We start from the raw sequence: 21580 nt of genomic DNA, 5'->3' as shown, positions 1-21580 counted from the left end.
TAGGCATGTTACAAGGTTTAGAGATAGTTATAGCAATGTTTTGTATAACATTGATAGTATCAATTCCATTGGGGATTGCAGTTGCATTTTTAAGATTATCAAAAAATAAATTAATAAGTGGTATTACACAATGTTATATATTAATAATGAGAGGGACGCCTTTACTTTTACAGATGATAGTCATATTTTATGGCTTACCTCTTTTAGGAATTGTATTTGACAGATTTACAGCTGGAATAGTAGCTTTCTTCTTAAATTATGCAGCATATTTTGCAGAAATATTTAGAGGTGGAATACAGTCAATCGATAGAGGACAATATGAAGCTTCAAAAGTACTAGGATTTGATAAATTTACAATGTATAAGAGAATAATCTTTCCACAGGTTTTTAAAAGAATACTAGCACCTATTTCAAATGAAGTAATCACATTAGTAAAAGATACATCTTTGGTATATATATTAGGATTAAATGATATTTTAAGAATATCTCAAATAGCAATGAACAGAGAAGCGAGCTTATTACCACTATTTGAGGCAGGGGCAATATATCTTATATTTGTAGCTATACTTACTAAGGGATTTGAATTACTTGAAAAAAAATATTCTTATTATAGATAAAGTTACAATATTATAGGAGGAGGTTTTTTACATGCTGAAAATTAAAAACTTAAATAAATCATTTAAAAAAAATAAGGTACTTAAAGATATTTCTTTTGAGTTAGAAGAAGGTCAAATTGGAGTTTTACTTGGAAAATCTGGTGCAGGAAAGACTACAATATTGAGATGTATAAATGGTCTTGAAGAATTTGATAGTGGAGAGATTATAATAGATAATGAGATAATAAAAAATAAGAAAGATATGACAAAGATACGAGGAAAAATAGGTATGGTTTTCCAAAATTTTAACTTATTTCCTCATATGACAGTTCTTGAAAACATAATTGAGTCTCCAGTTAATGTATTTAAAGTTCCTAGAAAAGAAGCTGAAGAGAGAGCTAGAGAACTTTTAAGATTAGTTGATTTAGAGGATAAATTAAATTCATATCCATTTGAATTATCAGGAGGACAGCAACAGAGAGTTGCAATAGCTAGGTCATGTGCACTAATGCCAAAGGTTCTTTGTTTTGATGAACCTACTTCTGCACTTGATATTGATACTATTCAAAGAGTAGTCAATATAATGAACAGACTTAAAGATAAAGGGATGACTATACTAATAATTACGCATGATGTTGTTTTCTCAAATAATGTTGCAGATAAGATTATAAGTATAAAAGACGGTATAGTAGAGAATGTTCAAATCAAAGAAAAAATTGTTTAATATTTTATAAATGGAAGTTATAGGAACATTTATAATATAAATAGGGGCTAAGTAAAACAAATACACTATGCCCTTTTTTTATTTAAAAATTTAATCTAATATTGAGTGATTAATTAGGTTTAATATATTATAAAAGAATAATTTAAATATTTAATATAAATTAATGATTGTTTTAAAATAGAATAATTTTTTATATTGAAAGCTTAGGATGATTGTGATATAAATTGGTTATAATATGCAAATTATGGGTATAAAAATAAAAAATTAGAAAGGATTTTAATATGATGATTAAATTATATGGATATACAAAGTGTTCTACTGTTAGAAAAGCAAAAAATTGGCTTAAAGAAAATGATTTAGAATTTGAAGATATAGACATGGTTCAGAATCCTCCAAGTAAAGATGAATTAGAAGCAATCTACAAGACTAGTGGATATGATATAAAGAAATTTTTTAATACAAGTGGTATGAAATATAGGGAATTGGGTCTTAAAGATATTGTAAAGAGTGAATCTGATGATAAACTTTTAGAAATATTAGTAAGTGATGGAATGCTTATTAAAAGACCGTTGCTTTTTGATGGTGAAAATGTACTGTTGGGTTTCAAAGAAGATGTTTGGAAAAGTACTTTATTAAAAGAAGATTAGAAGTATGTAGGTGTATTGATTAAAATAATTGATACACCTATAAATTTATACATCAACTCTGATTTTTATATATAAATTAGCAAATATATCTATCTAATTATTAGATTCTATAGAATAGAAGAACTATATGAGATTATATATAAATATATTATCAATCTAAGTTCTGATTTTAATTTATTGATTCCTGCAATTTTATATGGGATTTTAAAAGACTACATTTAGAATCTAAGTATTACAACAAGATTTATTCTTTTAAGTATATCTACTAATATTAAAATATTATTCTTAACAGATTTAAACCCCAAAAACTTCATATCAATAAACATATTATTTCTTATACAAAGAATATCATTTATTTTACTTAAAATAGTATAATATACAACGAATTATTACAAAATCACTTATTATTAACCATGAACATGTGTTTTGTGCTATTATATTTATATAAGGGAATTGTCATAAAAAATATCTTATTTATGCAAAAAATAAAATTAACTTTTGTCTTATGTAAGTATATTTTATAAACTGCATCTATACTTATAGTTTTACAAATAATAATAGTATTTAAAAACTTGACAACAAAAAAAGAAAACTTTCAAAAGAATTAAATCTAAAAAGAATAGGAGATAAGTATGAGTATTGAAGATTTATATGGTTTTGAATGTGTTCCTGTGAACAATGATATTGATATTGATGATTTATTTGAAAAAATGAGAGAAGATGGAAAAGAAAATGGATATACACCGATTATAATTATTGATGAAAAAGTAGGGTTATTAAGAGAAAATATAGATATGATTAATAAAGAGTATGGTTCTCTTGAAAACTATGGAAAATATTGTTTAGAGAAATGTAATGAGATTGATGTAAATGAATTCTTCAATTCTAGAAAGTGTGAGATTCCAGAATTGCTAACAGAGTTAATGGGTTCTGAGGACACTTTTTATGATTATAAAAATTTTAGTCCAATTACAAACATAGATATATTTCAAGAAAATAACAAAGTTTACATAGCCAAAGTTCCAACAATTAAACCATATGAAGTATTTGCATATATACCAATTGGTGGATTTAATGATTGTCCTAGTGATGAAGAACATATAGCTGTTGCAAAATATTGGTACGAAAAATATGGAGCATTCCCAATTGCAATTGGAAGTGATACAGTTCAATATTCTGCAAAAAATCCAATTGAAGATAATAAAAAATTTGATGACTTGTGTATTGAATTAGTCCTCTACTGTGAAGACATTATTGTACAAGGATATGAAACATTAAAAGTTCTTAAAGAAGTACTACAGCGTTCTACAATATGGCTTTTTTGGTGGGATTAAGACAAATATATGTAAGCTATAAGTATTAAATTAAAAGTTTTAGAAAATTCATATGATAGTATCTTTTTTGTGATTTACAATTATAACTGATGGAAAAATAATTATCTTAAAACAAATTTGTGCATTCAGCCATGAGGATAGCTATTTCCACTTCATGGCTTTTAAACATATTACTATATTACACTATTTCATTTTTAGTATACAGTGTATTACAGTAATATGTTTAAATTATACAGATTTAAAAATTCTTTGATATTGTAATTAACGTGTTTAAATATAATTCTATTTTATAAAATAAATACTTTATATGTTATAATCATTAAGAATGTAAAAAATAATATAATATTTTATTGTTCATGTTTTTCTAGATATGGAGGTTGTTTTATGAATGAAGAAGAAAAATTAGAAAAATTAAAGGAAATACTACTTGAATTAGGAAGTGTTGTAGTTGCTTATTCTGGTGGAGTAGATAGTAACTTTTTACTTAAGGTAGCAAAAGATACATTAGGGGAAAATGTTATAGCTGTAACTATACATTCAATGATGCATTCAAGTAGAGAGATTGAAGAAGCTAAACAATATACTAAAAATTTTGGTGTTAAACATATCATCTTAAATATAGAAAACTTTGATTTAAAGGAGTTTAAAGAAAATGGTACTGATAGATGTTACCATTGCAAAAAATATATATTTTCTAAAATAAAAGAGGTAGCAAAAGAACATAATATAAAGTACATAGTAGATGGAACAAATATAGATGATTTAGGAGATTATAGACCTGGGCTTAAAGCATTGAGTGAGTTAGAAGTAATTAGTCCACTAAAAGAAAGTAGTTTGAAAAAAGCTGAAATTAGATTACTTTCAAAAAAATTAGGATTAAATACTTTTAATAAACCATCATTTGCATGTCTTGCAAGTAGAATTCCTTATGGAGTTCAAATAACAAATGAAAAACTAAGAATAATAGAAAAGAGTGAAGACTATTTATCTGATTTAGGTTTTTCTCAATTTAGAGTGAGAATGCATGGAGATATAGCTAGAATAGAGGTTGACCAGGAAGAATTAGGTAAATTTTTTGAAAATAACAATTTTAATAAAGTTGATACTAAATTAAAAATATTTGGCTTTAAATATGTTACACTAGATATGTCAGGGTATAAAATGGGAAGTATGAATTTAAATGTGTAGATTGTTTAAAAAATAAATAAGTTTTGTAATTAATATAGGAAACAGGAGGTTTTATGAAAAATTATACATTAATATCGCCATGTTTTTTTGGGATGGAAAAAATGCTGGCTAGAGAAATTACTAATTTAGGATATGAAATAATAAAAACAGAAGATGGAAGAATAACATATAAAACTGATGAGTTTGGAATAGCAAAATCAAATATGTGGCTAAGATGTGCTGAAAGAGTACATCTTAAAATTGCTGAATTTGAGGCAAAAAGTTTTGATGAATTATTTGAAAATACAAAAAGAATAAATTGGTCTCGATATATACCTTATGGAGCTCAATTTCCTATATCAAAGGCTTCTTCCATAAAATCAAAATTATACAGTACACCAGATGTACAAGCTATAGTAAAAAAAGCTATCGTAGAAAGCTTAAAGAAAAGTTACTTGGAAGAAGGTTTGCTTAAAGAAGATAAAGAGAAATATCCTATCTTTGTATTTATACATAAAGATAAGGTAACTATTTCTATAGATACAACTGGAGATGCTTTGCATAAGAGAGGATATAGAGAAAAAGCAAATAAAGCACCAATAAGAGAGACTTTAGCTTCTGGGCTTATTTATTTAACACCATGGAAAGCAGGTAGAATTCTAGTGGACCCTATGTGTGGTTCTGGTACTATATTGATTGAAGCCGCTATGATAGGTATAAATATGGCACCTGGTTTAAATAGAGAATTTATATCAGAAAAATGGAGAACTCTTGATAAAAAAATATGGTGGGATATAAGAAAAGATGCTTTTAATAAGATAGATAATGAAACTAAATTTAAGATTTATGGATATGATATAGATGCAGAATGTATAGATATAGCTAGAGAAAATGCTGAAATAGCAGGTGTAGATGAATATATAGAATTTAATATAGGAGATGCAACTCAATTTAAAAGTGAAGATGAGTTTGGATTTATAATTACTAATCCTCCTTATGGAGAAAGATTAGAAGATAAAGATAGTGTTAAACAATTGTATAAAGAGCTTGGTTATGCATTCAGAAGATTAAAAAATTGGTCGTATTATTTAATAACATCTTATGAAGATTTTGAATATGAATTTGGACAAAAGGCAGATAAAAAAAGAAAATTGTATAATGGTATGTTAAAAACTAACTTTTTCCAATATCCAGGTCCTAAGCCTCCTAGAAACAATAAATAGCTTTCATATTATTTATGGATAAAAAGTATAAAGTTTTATTAAAAAAAATATAAAGTTTTATTAAAATAAGTAAAACATTATAACGACTTGAAACGTCTAATTATTGTGAGGAGATTTTTGTGAGCAAAATTCAAGATTGATAGGATTAGGAGGAGTTAAATGAAAGTATTAAAACTTATTACTGTAGTAGCCCTAATGATGCTATTTGTTACTGGATGTAATATTAAAACTGAATCTCCAGAACAATTAGCAAAGATACCTGATTATGATGATACAAAAAAAGTACTGTATGATGGTATTGACCAGTTACTAAAACCAGATTCATCTATGATATTACCTTCTAATGCAAAAGAAGTAGGAAAAATAAATAAAGTGGATTTAAATGGTGATGGAGTTGATGAATTAGTAGTATTTGAACAAAAAGAAGATTTAAGTAATAATGTAACTCAGGTAGGGTTTGTAACTTTAAGTTATAATGGAGAAAAATATGTACTTGGTGACCATTTTTTAGAAAATGGTGAGTCAATAGAGTATGCTAATTTTTATGATTTGGATTCAGATGGATATAAAGAAGTGGTTTTACTGATTAAATCCAAAGATAAAACTAATATGCATATATATAAAGTAAAAGATAATGAAATAACAAAGGTGTATGATTTAGATGCGTCATGGCTTCCAAACAAAGACGATTTTAATGACATGAAAGTGAAAATTGGATATATAGATGGAGATGACAAATTGGAAATATTGATGCTTCATTTGAATAATAAAACTAATGAAATGTTTGCAAGTGTCGCGAATTTTGATGGGAATATGAAAATCAAGGATTATGTTAAGTTTGAAAATGTGAAGAATTTGAGTGAACTATATATAACTTTAGGTAATGTTGCTTCATCTATTGGAAATTCGTCTGCAGCCATAAAAGGAGCTGTGCTTGATATTCCTATATTAAAGGATAATAATTATATTACACAGATACTTTATATGAAAGATGGAAAAATTAAAAAAGCTTTTAGTGATTATGATAAAACTATTACTAAATCTTATTACATACCTGTAGATGATATTGATAAAGATAAGATTATAGAAATACCTATAGTAGCAGGAAACAATAGAAACACTTACAGTTCTAAAGCATCTGCAAATATAAGTTGGTATAGATGGAATGGAAAAGAAGATGCTAGTTCAAGCTTAATATTTACAAGTCAGATATATTATAACTATAAATATAATTTTAAATTGTTTATTCCAAACAATTTATTTGACAAAATACTTGTTGAACAAGAATTTGTTGGAGAAAAAGCAGTATTTAAATTTTATTATTTTGACTATTCAGATCGTAAGAATTTGTTTAATATAGTAGTAGAGAGTAAAAATAAACTTGAAGATAGAAAAAATCCAAATGCTCAAAATTCTATTGTACTTCAAGAGAGTGATGAATATACTTTCTTGCTAGTCATAAACAATGCAAATGAAATGGATAAGCTAGATATTACTATAGACGCACTAAAAGAATATTTCTCATTAATATATGGTTAATATTATACTCAATTGGAGGTTTTATTTTATGAAGGAAAAAATACTTATACTAGAAGATGAAATTGGGATTAGAAGTTTTGTTAGTATAAACTTAAAAAGAGAAGGTTATGAGATAGTTGAGGCAGGTACTGGGAGAGAAGCTATAGAAAAAATGACAACAGAAAGTGACATTACAATAGCTCTTTTGGATGTAATGCTTCCAGATATAAGTGGAATAGAGGTATGCAAATTTATAAGGGAAAATTTTGACCAAGTAGGAATAATAATGCTCACTGCTAAAGCACAAGAAGATGATAAAATAGAAGGATTTATTTCAGGAGCAGATGATTACATCATAAAACCATTTAGTATAAAAGAACTTTTAGTCAGGGTTTCTGCTCTTCTTAGAAGAGTAGCAAAGGATGATTCAAGTGTTAAGTCAAGTGAGATAGTTTCTCCTCCATTTATACTTGATATAGATAAGAGAAAATTATTTAAAAATGGAAAAGAAATTGAGCTTACTCCAACTGAATTTTCAATAGTGAAATATTTGATATCAAATGCTAAGCAGTCATTAAGTAGAGACCAGATACTAGATGAAGTTTGGGGAACTAATTATTTATATGATTTTAAAATAGTAGATGTAAATATAAGAAGGATAAGAAATAAAATAGAGGATGACCCATCAAAACCAAAATATATACAAACTATTTGGGGTTATGGATACTGTTTTAGAAAGGAAGAATAATAGTGTTACATTTTGAAGGTCTGAGAAAAAAAGTAATAAAAAACTACTTTATAATAATTATTATAATGGTTACTCTGTTTGAAGGATTGTTTATGTTTTATATACAAAACTATTACTATGATTCTGTCAAACAACTACTTGAATCTGAAATAAAATATGCTGATGAATATAACGCTATTACAATGGAGACTACAAGCTTTGAGAAAAAAGTAAAAAACATATTTGATAAGCAACCATTAACTAAGAATTCAGAATTTGGAATTTCAATAATAGATAAGGATAAAAATATTATATTAGACCAATATGGTTTTAAGAGTAAAGAAAAAGCAAATTATGAAGATGTTAATAATGCACTAAAAGATATAAAGACAAAAAACTTAACACCATATACCTATAGAATAGCAGATACTGGAGAACATGTTATGAGTATTTCTCTGCCACTTAAGGTAAATAATATAATAGAAGGTGTTGTTAGATATACAGTTTCATTAGATGCTATTGATAATGCAATATTAAAGCAAGCTACATGGCTTATATTAGCTGGTATATTTATACTTATTATAGCTATACTAATAAGTCTTAAATTTGCTGAGACTCTTATAAAACCATTACGAGAATTAAAGAAATTTGCAAATGAATTGGCTGTAGGAAATTATAATATAAAGTTAGAAAATATGAAAATTGTAGATGATGAGATTGGCGATTTGGCACAGACATTTGAACATATGGCACATGAGATTGATAAGAGTGAAAAATTAAAAGAAGAATTTATATCTTCTGTATCACATGAACTAAGGACCCCTCTTACATCAATAAAGGGATGGAGTGAAACTTTAGGTTATGAAAGTATAACAAGAGAAGAGCTAGACTTAGGTTTAGGTATTATACAAGATGAAACAGAAAGACTTATAAAACTTGTGGAAGAATTATTGGATTTTTCAAGACTTTCTTCAGATAGAATAAAACTTCATGTTGATATAGTTGATGTTGAAGGTTTAGTTGTAGGTGTTGTGAATCAGCTTAAAGTTAAAGCAGCTGAAAAAGATATAGCACTTTTGTTTGAATTTGAAAATGAGTTTATAGAGAATATTCAAGGAGATAAGAACAGATTAAGACAAGTTCTTATAAATTTAATACAGAATTCATTTAAATTTACTGGTCAAGGTGGTTACATAAAAGTTGTAGCTTCTCAAAATGAAGATATAACAACTATATCAGTTGAAGACAATGGCTCAGGCATAGAAAAACAAAATCTAAATAAAGTATTAGATAAGTTCTTCCAAGAAGATTACAATAAAGCTGGTAGTGGGTTAGGTCTAGCAATTAGTAATGAAATTGTAAAACTTCATGGTGGAAGAATGAAAATAGAAAGTGAAAAGAATGTTGGAACAAAAATAACTTTTAATATAAAAAATAAATTTGCTAAACAAGCATAAATTCTTAGAAAGAGGATTAAGATGAGAAACATAAAAATGATAGTAGCATATGATGGCTCAAGATATAAAGGGTACCAAAAACTAGGTGATAATAATATGACTATACAAGAAAAACTTGAAACTGTCTTAAGTAAAATGACAAATGAAACAGTTGAGATAATTGGTTCTGGAAGAACTGATATGGGAGCTCATGCTAGAGGACAAGTAATAAATTTTAGAACAAGTTGTACAGAGTCAGTAGATAAAATCCAAAAATACTTATATGAATATTTACCAGAAGATATAGTCGTAAAAACTGTTGAAGAAGTTGATGAAAGATTTCACTCAAGATATAATGTAAAGTCAAAGACTTATATGTATAAAATTGACAATAACAAATATCACAATCCTTTTATAAGAAAATATGCTACTCATGTAAGTAAAAAATTGGATTTAGATAGAATGATAAAAGCAAGTGAGTACTTAATAGGAGAACATGATTTTACTAGTTTTGCTTCTTCTAAATCTAAGAAAAAATCGAATATAAGAGAAATTTATTCAATAAATATAAAAGAAGATGATAATGTTATAGAAATATACATTGAAGGAAATGGATTTTTGTATAACATGGTAAGAATAATAGTGGGTGCTTTGATAGAAGTAGGTCTTAAAAGAAAAGCTCCACAAGATATTAAGTCTATGCTTGAATCTAAGGATAGAAGCCAAGCATCAGATACAGCACCAGCTAAAGGGCTATGTCTTTGGAAAGTGAGATATTAGTGAATAAAGTAGAAAATCTTCTTAAAATAAAAATAAAATAAATTATATAGTTGACATAAATGGAAAAATAAACTATTATATATTTTATAAGAGAGATATGAAAAACTTTATATTTAAATCCTGTGAGAAAGAGAGTAACTTCTATGCGTTTTATAGAGAGCTAAGGATGGTGGAAGCTTAGCAAATGAGTATTAGTGAAAAGAACTTTGGAGGATGCTAATTGAATTTAGTATGTTAGTAGGTAATCTCGCCTTAAGAGAAAGAGTGGATAAGTTTATCTTATCAATTAGAGTGGTAACGCGGATATATTTCGTCTCTTGGTTTTTCCAAGAGGCGTTTTTTAATATATTTAATTACTAATGTTTATTTAGTATGTTGAACGTTTACTAATTGATTAGCTAAGTTTATCAATAAGAGTGGTACCGCGGATATTTCGCCTCTTAGTATTTAAAAATACTGAGAGGCTTTTTTAGTATTAAAATGATTTTAAGTTAATTTAAATTCTTAAAATCATTCAATATTAAGAATTGCTATTAAACAAAAAATAAAAATCATAATTTAAAATTGGGAGGAATTAAAAATGAAGGAAAAAGTAGTATTAGCATATTCAGGAGGACTTGATACATCAATCATAATACCTTGGTTAAAGGAAAATTATGAAGATATAGATGTTATAGCTGTTTGTGGAAATGTAGGTCAAGAAGATAAAATGGAAGATGTTTATGAAAAGGCTTTACAAAGTGGAGCATCAAAAGCATATGTGGATGATATAAGTGAAGAATTTGTAACTGAAACTATATTCAAGGCTGTAAAAGCAGAAGCTAAATATGAAGGAAAATACTTATTAGGTACTTCTTTAGCAAGACCTATAATAGCTAAGAAACTAGTTGAAGTTGCTCATAAAGAAGGTGCAAAATATATATGTCATGGTTGTACAGGAAAAGGTAATGACCAAGTTAGATTTGAAGCTACAATTGCAGCTCTTGACCCAACTATAAAAGTTATTGCACCTTGGAGAATATGGGATATAAAATCAAGAGAAGATGCTATAGACTATGCAGAAAAGCATAATATAAAGGTAACAGCAACTAAAGCTAAAATATATTCAGTAGATGCTAACCTTTGGCATGTATCAACTGAAGGTGGAGATATAGAGCATCTACAAAATGAACATAAGAAAGATGTTTACAAACAATGTGTAGACCCAGAAGATGCATGTGATGTAGCTGAATATGTAGAAGTTTACTTTGAAAAAGGTGTTCCTAAAAAGGTAAATGGTGAAGAATTATCTCCAGTTGCATTAATTCACAAATTAAATGAATTAGGTTGTAAACATGGAATTGGTGTTATAGATATAGTTGAAAATAGACTTGTTGGTATGAAATCAAGAGGTGTATATGAGACTCCAGGAGGAACAATTCTTTATGAAGCACATAATATTTTAGAAAGTGCTACTTTAGACAAGGATACATTACATTTTAAACAAATGGTATCTTATAAATATGGAGAACTTATTTACAATGGATTATGGTATTGTAAGTTAAGAGAATCTATAGATGCATTTATGGAGCAAACTCAAGACAATGTTACTGGAACAGTAAAAGTTAAACTTTACAAGGGTAATATAAAACCTGCCGGAATATTTACTGAAAATGCTCTTTATGATGAAGGAATATCTTCTTTTGGAGACAGTGAACTTTATGACCACAAAGATGCAGAAGGATTTATTAATCTATTTACTTTACCATTAAAAATTAGAGCTATGAAGGCTGGAAAATAATATAATAAGTTGATTAAGAGTGTATAAAAACTGTTTCTAGTTTTTATATGCTCTTTTTTTATCTAGATTTATTATGTTACACAATATAATAAGATATAGTGTAATTCAAATAATTTAGTAATAGAAAAATGTAATTCCCTTAAATATAAATTTCATAGGAATAAAAGTTATTGACTCTCTCACTGTAAGAGGGCTTATACTAAATCTAATAAAAATTTATAGTAAGGAGAACGAATATATGAGAAAAATAATTGAAATTAAACATCATTCACATGATTATGAGTGCATGTGGAATGGTATAGAAGATTTATATATGAATAAAACAGGTGAATGCCTTCCAAATGATTTTTTCTTTTTATTATCAGGTTTTGGTTCCTTTTGTTATATGAAAACAGATAAAGCAGAATTGAAAAGAATGGTAGCTTTGGGAGATGGAAGAACAAAAAAGATGTATGAATTTTTAGCACCAATTGTTGGTTTTGAATACAAACATCATGAATTTAGAAGATATGAGCGAGCATTAAAAAAAGCAAAATATGAAATTGATAATGGGTATCCAGTTATTTTAGGAGCCTTAGATATGTATCACTTACCATATTATCAGAAATTATACCATAAAGAACATATTCCTTTTCATTACATATTAATGGTAGGATATGATGATGAAAAAGAAAGAATATACCTGTATGATTGTGGAAGGACTGAGTTATTATACCTATCTTATGAGGAATTACGCCAAAGTATGAATTGTAGTTATTTAGGATTGAGTAAGGCGAATACTATTTGCACAGTTAGAATGACTAGTTTAAAGAGTAAATATGAGATTGCAAGAGAAGCACTTACTATAAAGGGTAATATGTTTTTAAATCCACCTAAAGGATTTTTGGGATACAAAGGTTTTGAAAAGTTTATCAAAGAATTGCCGCAATGGAAAAATGAACTGGAAAAAGATGATTATGATAAGATATTATCTAATGTGGTTATGTTTTTTGGGACAGTACCAACCGTTCCAAATGCAATTAAGGGAATTAAAGAACCAGATAACGTCAAATTTAAAGGAGGTTTTGATAAAATGAGCAGAATGCTTAACCAACTTGGAGAAGAATATAAAAATGACACCTTCATACAAGGAGCTGAGATATTTGATAAAAGTGCTACTATGATTGAGATAATATCTAATATTATAATAGATTATTTAACTCAAAAGAGTGATGATACAGGACAACTTCCTTTACTTTTTTCTGAGATTTTGAAGAATATGAAAGAAGTATATTCGATATTAGATGTATAAAAAATATATATGTCTTTCAAAGGGTATTAACTTTACAGAAGATAGGCTAATTCATATTCTTTGTAAAATATTTTAAATGAATACAGTTGTTTATAATAAAGATATTTTTATTGACCCTGACATAACGTAATAGTGTAATATGAAAATATAGCATGGATGTATTAGTAAATATTGATAGCTATAAAATCAAGTTTTGAGGTGTTGATATGAGAACAGTAAAGCAGGTTTCAGATTTAACAGGAGTAAGCGTAAGAGCATTACACTACTATGATGAAATAGGTCTTTTAAAACCAAATAAAATTACAGATGTAGGGTATAGACTTTATGATGATGAAGCTATTAAGACTCTCCAACAAATTTTATTTTTTAAAGAGATTGACATACCTTTGAAGGAAGTTAAAGAGATAATGTCAAGCCAATACTTTGATAAAGTAGAAGCTTTAAAAAATCAAAAGAAATTACTCATTTTAAAGCGAAAAAGATTAGATGAATTAATAGAGCTGATAAACAAAACTATAAAAGGAGAGAGTACTATTAATTTTAAAGAGTTTGACATGAGTGAGTATTTTAATGTACTAGAAGAATTTAAAAAAGATCATAAAAATAAGATAATTAAAATTTATGGTAATGTAGAAAGATATGATGAACTTATTGAAAAAGTTAAATCTAGTGAGGAAAAAATTGCTAAAATGGCTATAAAACAATATGGAACTATTGAGAAGTTTGCAAAAGCTATAAAAACAAACTTTAGCAGTGATATATTGAGTTTAGGAGAAAAATTTGATATATATAAAAATGATTGTTTGAAAGAAAAACATCCTAAATTAAAAGAATTATATAGAGAGCTTGCAAAAGACTTAAGCAAGAATCCTTCTTCAAAAGAACTTCAAGAAATAGCGAGAGAGATAACAGATATATCTAAGAAAGATTATGAAATTTTTTACATGGATACTGGAGATGATAATTGGTACAGTATGGTACAAAATTATTTGGTAAATCCTATATGGATAAAAAATATAGATGAAAAATATGGAGATGGAGCAGGAAAGTTTATTGGACAAACCTTAGAGATTTATTTAGGAGATAAAAAGCCTAAGATAAATATCTTGCATGAAAAACTAGTATCAGATTTGAGTAGGGATTGCTCATCAAAAGAAGTTCAAAGTATTATTGAAGAAATAGACAATGAAATGAAAAAGAGCAATGAATTTTATAAAATAGATAATGGAGAGAGATATTTTGATTATATGGCAGAACTTTATTTATCAAATTCTACATACATAAAAATAACTGATAATAAATACGGTGATGGTACATCCAAGTTTATTGGAGAAGCTTTTAAATTTTATTTTGATAGTAACAATTTATAAGTAAAGTCAATAACTATTACAAACTTTGAAGTAAAAATCTATACACTTTGTTAAGATATTTAGTAAAAGCATTAAAACAAGGATATAAATTATCTTACTTTTATTTATATCCTTGCTTAAGTTGTTAAAATATATAGTTTACATCAAATTTAACACTTTCAACAATATTTCCTAAATATGTTTTTATACTTTCGACTTCTTCTAAAGACCTTAATTTATTTTCAGTGTAAATTGTCTTATCAAGAATATTAAACTTTAGACCTATTTCATCAAAGTACTCATGATTTAAAACTTTGTACCAATGATTTTTTTCTTTACTCCATCTTGTAGATATGGAATCAGCTTCTTTTTGAGCTTTTTCCCAATCCTCATTTTCTATATATTTTTCCAAAACAGACATATTATTTTTGTAGCCATCTGTAAAGTCGTATAGTTTATTATTGACATAAAATCCAAATAATAAGAATAAAATAGCCCATGTTATAACAAATGTTGTAGATTTCAATATTAATCACCCTTTTTATTTTGAATAAATATTTTGTCGTTTTCGTCTAAAACACAAATAAGAACATCTTTAAAAGTTTCTATGTGGTTAGATTTTAAGATACCCATTAACCAATTAGTATCTTTTTCAGCCATGTCTAGATTTTCATTTATTATTCTACCATCCAATATAAGTGGAATTGGTAAATGATTAAATGCTCTTGGAGGAGTACTATTATAACTTGATGCTGGTACAACACTTAAATTACCATCAGTCTCTAAAATAGCGTACTGTACATCCTTTAAATTGAAGTAACCCTGAATTCTCAGTTGTTCTAATAATTCATCTATACTAACTCTTTCTTTTTTTAGTTCTTTATATACAATTTTCCCCTTATCTATAAGTATAGAAGGTTTACCTGATAAAAATGAACTTAATTTTCTACTTTTTAAGGATAGGAATGAAATTAGGGTCTGCATAATTACAAGTCCAGTTATTGCTGCAACGCCATTTATAATTGGTATATTATTATTTTCCATTGGAACAGATGCAACTTCCGCAATTAAAAGTGTTATAACTAAATCAAAACAGTTCATTTCAGCTATCTCACCTTTTCCCATGACTCTAAGCGCAATTAGCACTGTTATGTATAATATAATACTTCTTATTAATACTACTGTCATATCTATCAATTACTCCTTTAAAAAATATTTGCATTTAGTTATTATGTCCCATATAAGAATTTTAATTCAAAATATAAAAAACACCTTAAGTAATTAAATTCAATTATTTAAGGTGTTCTTGATAATTTTAATATTAAATTTTTTATAGATTTTCTATTGCTCTTATTTATTTTAATGACAGATTCAGCGAAATTATTTTTGTCTCCTAATTTTAAAATAAAATCAGGATATTCTTCAAATTCGTTGAGTTTTATTAATTTAAAAGAAGAAGACAGATTTTTAAAGTTAATAATTTTAGAGTTATTTACTAGTACGCTTCTTTTTTTAAAATAGATTTCTTTTTTACTTATATTCAGTATATTTAATATTTGTTTGAGATAAATTATTATATCTTCTGGAGTTTTTTCGAATTTAAGTTCAAAATTTTCATCTTCGAAGTATGGAATATAATATAAAGGAGTTTTGATAGGAGGTAATTTATTATATAATTCTTCAAGAGTATTAATATCTTTAGGATAGTTAAGGTAAAAGCTTTTACATACCTTCATTAAATCCATAGCATCTGAAAGCGAGTTATGTTTAATTTCTCCTTCTACAGAAAAAATCTTTTTCATATTAAGTAAAGATAATTGTCTAGATAAGATTCTATTATTGTATGTAATGTGTTGAGATATAAAAGGTTGAATATCAATCATCATATTAAACAACTCTAAGCATTTACCAGTATATTTACATACCCTAAATGAATTTAGAAGACCAGCAATGTCAAAATCACCCCAATTGTATATTGTAATATCATTAAATTTGCAAAACCATCTATAAAAATCATCCATAACATATAAAAGGTTAGGAGCATTATCAATATCTAATTGATTTAGTTTAGTAAGCTTTTTACATTTATTTGAAAGTATTTCATTGTATTTTGGTTTAACCAAAGAATAATAGTCATCCATTATATTAAATTCATTATCAACTAAAACTCCGCCAATTGAAATTAATTCAGCTCCATTATATTCTAATTTATTTTTATTATCATCTAGCATATTAAATTCAAAGTCTATAAATAACTTGTATTTCATAAATATAAAGCACATCCTCATGTATATTATTTAGTGTAACTAGGCATCATAAGAATCAATCGATATAATGATTCTAAACATCAAAGGCTCATTACAACTTTTATTTATTTCATAATTTAATTCAAATAAATCTTTTAGTATGTAATTTATAAGTATTCTTTCCCAACCCATTTTTAAATTAACATTAGAGTTTAATAATGTGTTTTCTATTTTTTTAAATATTTCTATATTTGCTGGGATTATACTAAGTTCAATACTACTTTTAAATGGATTAGACTGTAAATCAGTTATAAGTATGTCTTTTAATTCCTCTGTAAGCTCAGAGATTAAACTATCACCTATATATTTTTTAATTATTTCCTCTCTAATTTCCCTTAAGTTTAGCAATATTAGTACCTGCTACTTACATTATATTATGAAAAGTGTAGTAAAATTCAATTAAATTTTTTATTACACTTAAAATAGTAGCTTTTCCTTTCATTTTAGTTTTTAAGATTATTTTGTATAATTAATACATGAAAAACTATCAATATTAGTGTATAAGAATAATAGGTTGTTAAATGTTTGAAATAAATTATATTTAGAATTCAGAGAAAAAGTATATAAAATAACATCTTATAGATTTAATTTATAAAAATAAAATATCTTATTCCCTGAATTCCTTTAAAATCGAGAGATTAGTTGTTATTTACCAATTCCTCTTTCTGATAATTTTTCTAACATATCTTTAGTCATTTTATCTAAATTATAATTAAATTTAAAGTTCCATTCCTCTACTGCACTACTGCTATCTAGAGAATCAGGCCAAGAATCAGCTATACTTTGTCTTACTGGGTCTACATCATACTCCATTAAAAAGTCAGGGATATATTTTTTTATAGAAGCAGCTATTTCCTCAGGAGAAAAACTCATAGCAGTAATATTGAAAGCATTTCTATGAATAAGTTTATCAGCTGGAGCTTCAATTAAATCCACTATTGCCTGAAGTGCATCAGGCATATACATCATATCCATTTTAGTGCCTTTTGCTATATAAGATTTATATTTCTTATTTTTTAATGCTTCATAATATATATCAACTGCATAATCTGTAGTTCCTCCACCAGGAGGAGTAACATAAGAAATAAGACCTGGAAATCTAACACCTCTAGTGTCTACTCCAAATTTTGAGTGATAATAATCACATAGTAACTCACCAGAAACTTTAGTTACACCGTACATAGTATTAGGTCTTTGTAGTGTATCTTGAGGAGTCATATTTTTTGGAGAATTTTCACCAAATGCGGCAATTGAACTAGGTGTAAAAAATTTACAATCTAGTTCTCTAGCTATTTCAAGTCCATTTATTAATCCATTCATATTTAAATTCCATGCCTCTAAAGGCTTGCTTTCAGCAACTGCAGAAAGTAGAGAAGCTAGATGAATTATAGTGTCCACATCGTATTTTTTAGCAATTTCAAAGAAGTGGTCTTTATCTGTAACATCTAATATTTCAAATATACCAGATTCACACACAGTGTTTCCATCTTTTATTCTTCTTGAACTAGCAATTACATTTTTATCTCCATATTCATTTCTAAGTTTTATAGTTAATTCTGAACCTATTTGTCCTAATGCACCTGTTATAAGTATTTTTTTCAATTTGACAACCTCCTTGGGGTTTGATTTATGTAGTATTGCTTATTTTTATTTTAGCAAATCTTTTGTTTAAATACAAAGGATTAAACTCAATAATATATTGTTTAATTTAATAGAGTTCAATTACTGTTTAAAAAAATAATATTCAAAGACGTATTACATAATACTGGTGAATTAGATTAAATTATTATAAATAGATATAGATTGTGTGACTAAGTCACAGAAATTAAAATAAATTTAAGATATAATAAAATCATATCATTTGAATATTTAGTAGAGGCAATTTCATAAATAAAAAGTAATTTAAATTTAGAAAGCTATAAACTTAGATATTGTAAACATAAGTTAGAGTTTATAGTTGTAGAAATGTTATATAACAATATTGATATTATTATAATATTAAACAGTAATAAAATATATAAAATAAAATCTGAAAGGAAGTATAAAAATGACAAGACCATCAATATATCATAGCCAAGGATACACTTGTGCAGAAGCGTTAATAAAGTCTTATAATGAAGAACATAACACAGATATACCCATTTCAATAGGAAGTGGTATGGGGGTTGGAATTACTGTTGGAAGTGTCTGTGGAGCTGTAAATGCAGCTATTGTCATAATCGGTTATCTAAATGGAAGAAAGAGTAATTTGGATGAAAATATGGCAAGAAAGTATTCAAGAGAATTAATGAATAGAGTAAGAGATAGATATAGCACAGAAATATGTGCATCCTTGAAGAAAAATAAAGTAAGTTGTGAAGAAATAATAAATTTCACATATGACGCTTTAAATGAAATGCTAGAAAGTCAAAAATAATCATAGAGAACAAGTATTTTATATTTAATAAAATACTTGTTTTTTTTATTATTTTCAATATATTATAATTTAAAAATTAATTTTATTATATTTTAATCGAAATAATTTACTTGAAACGATAATAATTGATAAAAAAATATAAATGTTGTAATTAAGAAAATGTAAATGATTTAATATTAAATGAGTTGTTATATTTATTAATATAAAGTGAAATAAACTAATGAGTAAATTTATAAATTATAAAGAAATGTATAAGAAAATAAAAGAGATAATTAATGTAATATAAAGTAAAAAAGCAGAAAAGTATATAATTTATTTATAAAATAAAGAAAAAATAGAATTTTAAGATAAAATGCAAAGATTATATCATAATATGGTATAATTAGTAAAAATATAGAGATTGGAGGAATTGATTTGTTTATAGAGGAAGAATTAGAAGGATATATATTAAAATGTAAAATATCTGAAGACTTTAAAGATAAGCCCGGATATAGTGATGAAGAGTTTTACGTTACGGTCTATAAAGATGAAAGTTCTGACTCTGGGTATTATGCTTTACTAGAAAATAAAGAAGAAAAAGTAGTATGGGATGGAGAAGTCGTTGCCAATAATATTTTTAATAAACTTTGGGTTGTAGTAGACAAAGTTAAAGCTGGATAATAATGTAATTATATAGTAATTATAATACTTTAAATGGATTTTTATATATATGAGATGAGTAAATAACAAAGATTATTCGATACTGGAGGGGTAGTTCAATGGAATATAGTTATAGCAAGATGAATCTAAAAAAAGGGGATATTGTAGAAGTAAATTTAGAGAAACAAGCTAATGTAATATTGCTAGATCATATAAATTATGTGAAATTTAAAAATCAAAAAAATTATGATTACTATGGCGGGTTTGCCAAGAAAAATCTATGTAGAATGAGAGTACCTAATACAGGAACATGGTATTTGGTTGTAAATCAAGATGGAAATAGTGGAATAGTTGGTTTTTCAATTAATACAATTCAAAATTAATTTGATTAAAAAATAGCTACACACACTCGTGATTTTAGTCGTGAGTTAGTAGCCAAAGAGTAGTCAGCATATAGGGAAACTTATATGTAGAGATAGGATATAATCTATCCAATACTACTTGAAAATATCAGAGATTATTACTTATTGTGTATTTTATATAATTAACATAAAATTAATAAATAGTTGTTATAAAATAATAATTTGTAAAGATATATTTGTATATACCTTTACAAATTATTTATAATACTTAATTTTTTATTGTTCTTAACTAAATTATACATATTAGTAAAATTTATACTATTAAAATATTTATTGTTAACATAAAGCTCCACCTTTAAGGTGTAGAGGAGCATCAAGAATGTCTTCTTTTCTTTCCAAAACATCATCTGATAAAAGCATATCTATAAATTTATCAACACCAATCCTGTCAATTGTTATTCCAAAGCGTTCTCCTGTTTTACCTTGTTCTCTAAATAAAAGAATTGCTTTTTCAATTAAAGTCATAAGTTCTTGTTTTGAAAACAATCTATCGATTTGTGTTCCAGGACGAACAGATTTTCCCCATTTTCCTCCTATATATACTTTATAACCAGATTCTTTTTCTTCAATACTGTCAAAATTACAACTTTCTATGCATTTTCCACAGTTATTACATAAATTACTATCTATTTCAAGTTTACCTTTATCTGTTAATTTAGCTGCTTTGACAGGACAGACTTCCATAACAGCACATTTTTTACAACCAACACAAAGCTCAGAGTCGTAATCAGGTACACGTTGACCAACAATTCCAAGGTCATTTAAGTCAGGTTTAATACAATTATTAGGGCATCCTCCGACACCAATTTTAAATTTATGAGGTAGCTTTACATCATACCAACCTTTGTAAAATTCTTGATGTATTTCAGCAGCTAGTGCCTGTGTATCAGTTAAACCATGAACACAAACAGTACCCTTACAAGCTACAACAGGACGAACTCTTGAACCAGTTCCACCTGTGATTAGATTTTCACTAGCAATAAATTCACTTAAAGCTTCAATGTCTTCAAATTTTACACCAGGTAACTCTACTGTTAATCTAGTAGTAAATGCTAACTGACCATTTCCGAATTTTTCAGCAGCTTCTGCAATTTTTTTTGCTTGAGATGTATTTATTACGCCATTTACAGTTATTATACGCGCTGCAAAATGTTCTCCATCTCTGCTTGGTAAAAAACCTCTACCTTTTAATTCTTTTTTTTGTTCTGCTGTAATATTACTCATA

The 21580-nt window shown here is 26.6% G+C and carries 22 protein-coding genes and 1 other annotated feature; of the genes, 16 read left to right on the top strand and 6 right to left on the bottom strand.

What is annotated here, in order from left to right:
- Window positions 1-5 precede the first annotated feature (5 nt).
- The 13 genes from Q3223_RS06025 (at window position 6) to Q3223_RS05965 (ending at window position 14593) form a co-directional block, all read left to right on the top strand.
- The gene (locus Q3223_RS06025; protein WP_021384590.1) at window positions 6-617 is read left to right on the top strand and encodes an amino acid ABC transporter permease; all 612 of its coding nucleotides are present in this window, start codon (window positions 6-8) and stop codon (window positions 615-617) included.
- 31 nt (window positions 618-648) lie between these two features.
- Window positions 649-1320 (top strand): amino acid ABC transporter ATP-binding protein, encoded by a 672-nt coding sequence (locus tag Q3223_RS06020; protein WP_054270256.1) that lies wholly within the window; start codon window positions 649-651, stop codon window positions 1318-1320.
- A gap of 284 nt (window positions 1321-1604) precedes the next feature.
- Entirely contained in the window at window positions 1605-1967 is a 363-nt protein-coding gene (locus Q3223_RS06015; RefSeq protein WP_074179406.1) for an arsenate reductase family protein, read from the top strand.
- A gap of 632 nt (window positions 1968-2599) precedes the next feature.
- Window positions 2600-3301, top strand: a complete 702-nt coding sequence (locus tag Q3223_RS06010; protein WP_231300889.1) for a DUF4253 domain-containing protein — start codon at window positions 2600-2602, stop codon at window positions 3299-3301.
- A gap of 384 nt (window positions 3302-3685) precedes the next feature.
- A complete protein-coding gene (gene larE / locus Q3223_RS06005) occupies window positions 3686-4489 on the top strand; it encodes an ATP-dependent sacrificial sulfur transferase LarE (protein WP_407811769.1) in 804 nt (267 codons plus the stop codon).
- Window positions 4490-4542: 53 nt separating this feature from the next.
- A complete protein-coding gene (locus Q3223_RS06000; protein ID WP_054270260.1) occupies window positions 4543-5691 on the top strand; it encodes a class I SAM-dependent RNA methyltransferase in 1149 nt (382 codons plus the stop codon).
- A gap of 159 nt (window positions 5692-5850) precedes the next feature.
- Window positions 5851-7230 (top strand): hypothetical protein, encoded by a 1380-nt coding sequence (locus Q3223_RS05995; protein ID WP_054270261.1) that lies wholly within the window; start codon window positions 5851-5853, stop codon window positions 7228-7230.
- A 28-nt stretch (window positions 7231-7258) separates the two neighbouring features.
- Complete coding sequence (gene walR, locus Q3223_RS05990; protein WP_054270262.1) at window positions 7259-7957, top strand: cell wall metabolism DNA-binding response regulator WalR; 699 nt, start codon at window positions 7259-7261, stop codon at window positions 7955-7957.
- A gap of 2 nt (window positions 7958-7959) precedes the next feature.
- Window positions 7960-9393, top strand: coding sequence for a cell wall metabolism sensor histidine kinase WalK (gene walK / locus Q3223_RS05985; RefSeq protein ID WP_074179386.1), 1434 nt, complete (start codon window positions 7960-7962; stop codon window positions 9391-9393).
- 21 nt (window positions 9394-9414) lie between these two features.
- A complete protein-coding gene (gene truA / locus Q3223_RS05980) occupies window positions 9415-10152 on the top strand; it encodes a tRNA pseudouridine(38-40) synthase TruA (RefSeq protein ID WP_054270264.1) in 738 nt (245 codons plus the stop codon).
- Window positions 10153-10265: 113 nt separating this feature from the next.
- Window positions 10266-10473 (top strand) — a binding site (T-box leader).
- A 259-nt stretch (window positions 10474-10732) separates the two neighbouring features.
- On the top strand, window positions 10733-11932 hold the full coding sequence (locus tag Q3223_RS05975; protein ID WP_054270265.1) for an argininosuccinate synthase: 1200 nt from the start codon (window positions 10733-10735) through the stop codon (window positions 11930-11932).
- A gap of 238 nt (window positions 11933-12170) precedes the next feature.
- A complete protein-coding gene (locus Q3223_RS05970; RefSeq protein ID WP_407811768.1) occupies window positions 12171-13223 on the top strand; it encodes a BtrH N-terminal domain-containing protein in 1053 nt (350 codons plus the stop codon).
- A 206-nt stretch (window positions 13224-13429) separates the two neighbouring features.
- On the top strand, window positions 13430-14593 hold the full coding sequence (locus Q3223_RS05965) for a MerR family transcriptional regulator (protein WP_074179384.1): 1164 nt from the start codon (window positions 13430-13432) through the stop codon (window positions 14591-14593).
- A gap of 124 nt (window positions 14594-14717) precedes the next feature.
- Here the strand turns inward: Q3223_RS05965 and Q3223_RS05960 are convergent, their stop codons facing one another.
- The 5 genes from Q3223_RS05960 to Q3223_RS05940 form a co-directional block, all read right to left on the bottom strand.
- Window positions 14718-15098: a DUF4363 family protein gene (locus Q3223_RS05960; protein WP_407811767.1), complete on the bottom strand. Its 381-nt coding sequence runs from the start codon at window positions 15096-15098 to the stop codon at window positions 14718-14720.
- A 2-nt stretch (window positions 15099-15100) separates the two neighbouring features.
- Window positions 15101-15760: a DUF421 domain-containing protein gene (locus tag Q3223_RS05955; RefSeq protein WP_054276677.1), complete on the bottom strand. Its 660-nt coding sequence runs from the start codon at window positions 15758-15760 to the stop codon at window positions 15101-15103.
- A 107-nt stretch (window positions 15761-15867) separates the two neighbouring features.
- Window positions 15868-16839: a 3'-5' exonuclease gene (locus Q3223_RS05950; RefSeq protein ID WP_243193748.1), complete on the bottom strand. Its 972-nt coding sequence runs from the start codon at window positions 16837-16839 to the stop codon at window positions 15868-15870.
- A 39-nt stretch (window positions 16840-16878) separates the two neighbouring features.
- Entirely contained in the window at window positions 16879-17226 is a 348-nt protein-coding gene (locus Q3223_RS05945) for a hypothetical protein (protein ID WP_054270271.1), read from the bottom strand.
- A gap of 297 nt (window positions 17227-17523) precedes the next feature.
- On the bottom strand, window positions 17524-18480 hold the full coding sequence (locus Q3223_RS05940; RefSeq protein ID WP_407811766.1) for an L-threonine 3-dehydrogenase: 957 nt from the start codon (window positions 18478-18480) through the stop codon (window positions 17524-17526).
- A gap of 445 nt (window positions 18481-18925) precedes the next feature.
- Between Q3223_RS05940 and Q3223_RS05935 the strand changes: the two genes are divergently transcribed.
- The 3 genes from Q3223_RS05935 (at window position 18926) to Q3223_RS05925 (ending at window position 20316) form a co-directional block, all read left to right on the top strand.
- Window positions 18926-19294 (top strand): C-GCAxxG-C-C family (seleno)protein, encoded by a 369-nt coding sequence (locus tag Q3223_RS05935; protein WP_054270273.1) that lies wholly within the window; start codon window positions 18926-18928, stop codon window positions 19292-19294.
- Window positions 19295-19708: 414 nt separating this feature from the next.
- Window positions 19709-19954: a hypothetical protein gene (locus Q3223_RS05930; protein ID WP_054270274.1), complete on the top strand. Its 246-nt coding sequence runs from the start codon at window positions 19709-19711 to the stop codon at window positions 19952-19954.
- 98 nt (window positions 19955-20052) lie between these two features.
- Complete coding sequence (locus tag Q3223_RS05925) at window positions 20053-20316, top strand: DUF1883 domain-containing protein (protein WP_054270275.1); 264 nt, start codon at window positions 20053-20055, stop codon at window positions 20314-20316.
- A gap of 315 nt (window positions 20317-20631) precedes the next feature.
- Here Q3223_RS05925 and Q3223_RS05920 read toward each other — a convergent pair whose 3' ends face one another.
- Window positions 20632-21579, bottom strand: coding sequence for a 4Fe-4S dicluster domain-containing protein (locus Q3223_RS05920; protein ID WP_074179382.1), 948 nt, complete (start codon window positions 21577-21579; stop codon window positions 20632-20634).
- Window position 21580: the final 1 nt, after the last annotated feature.

This window comes from Clostridioides sp. GD02367 (assembly GCF_045900275.1).
Lineage (GTDB): Bacteria > Bacillota > Clostridia > Peptostreptococcales > Peptostreptococcaceae > Clostridioides > Clostridioides difficile_A.
This window is presented reverse-complemented; position numbering and strand designations above follow the sequence as displayed.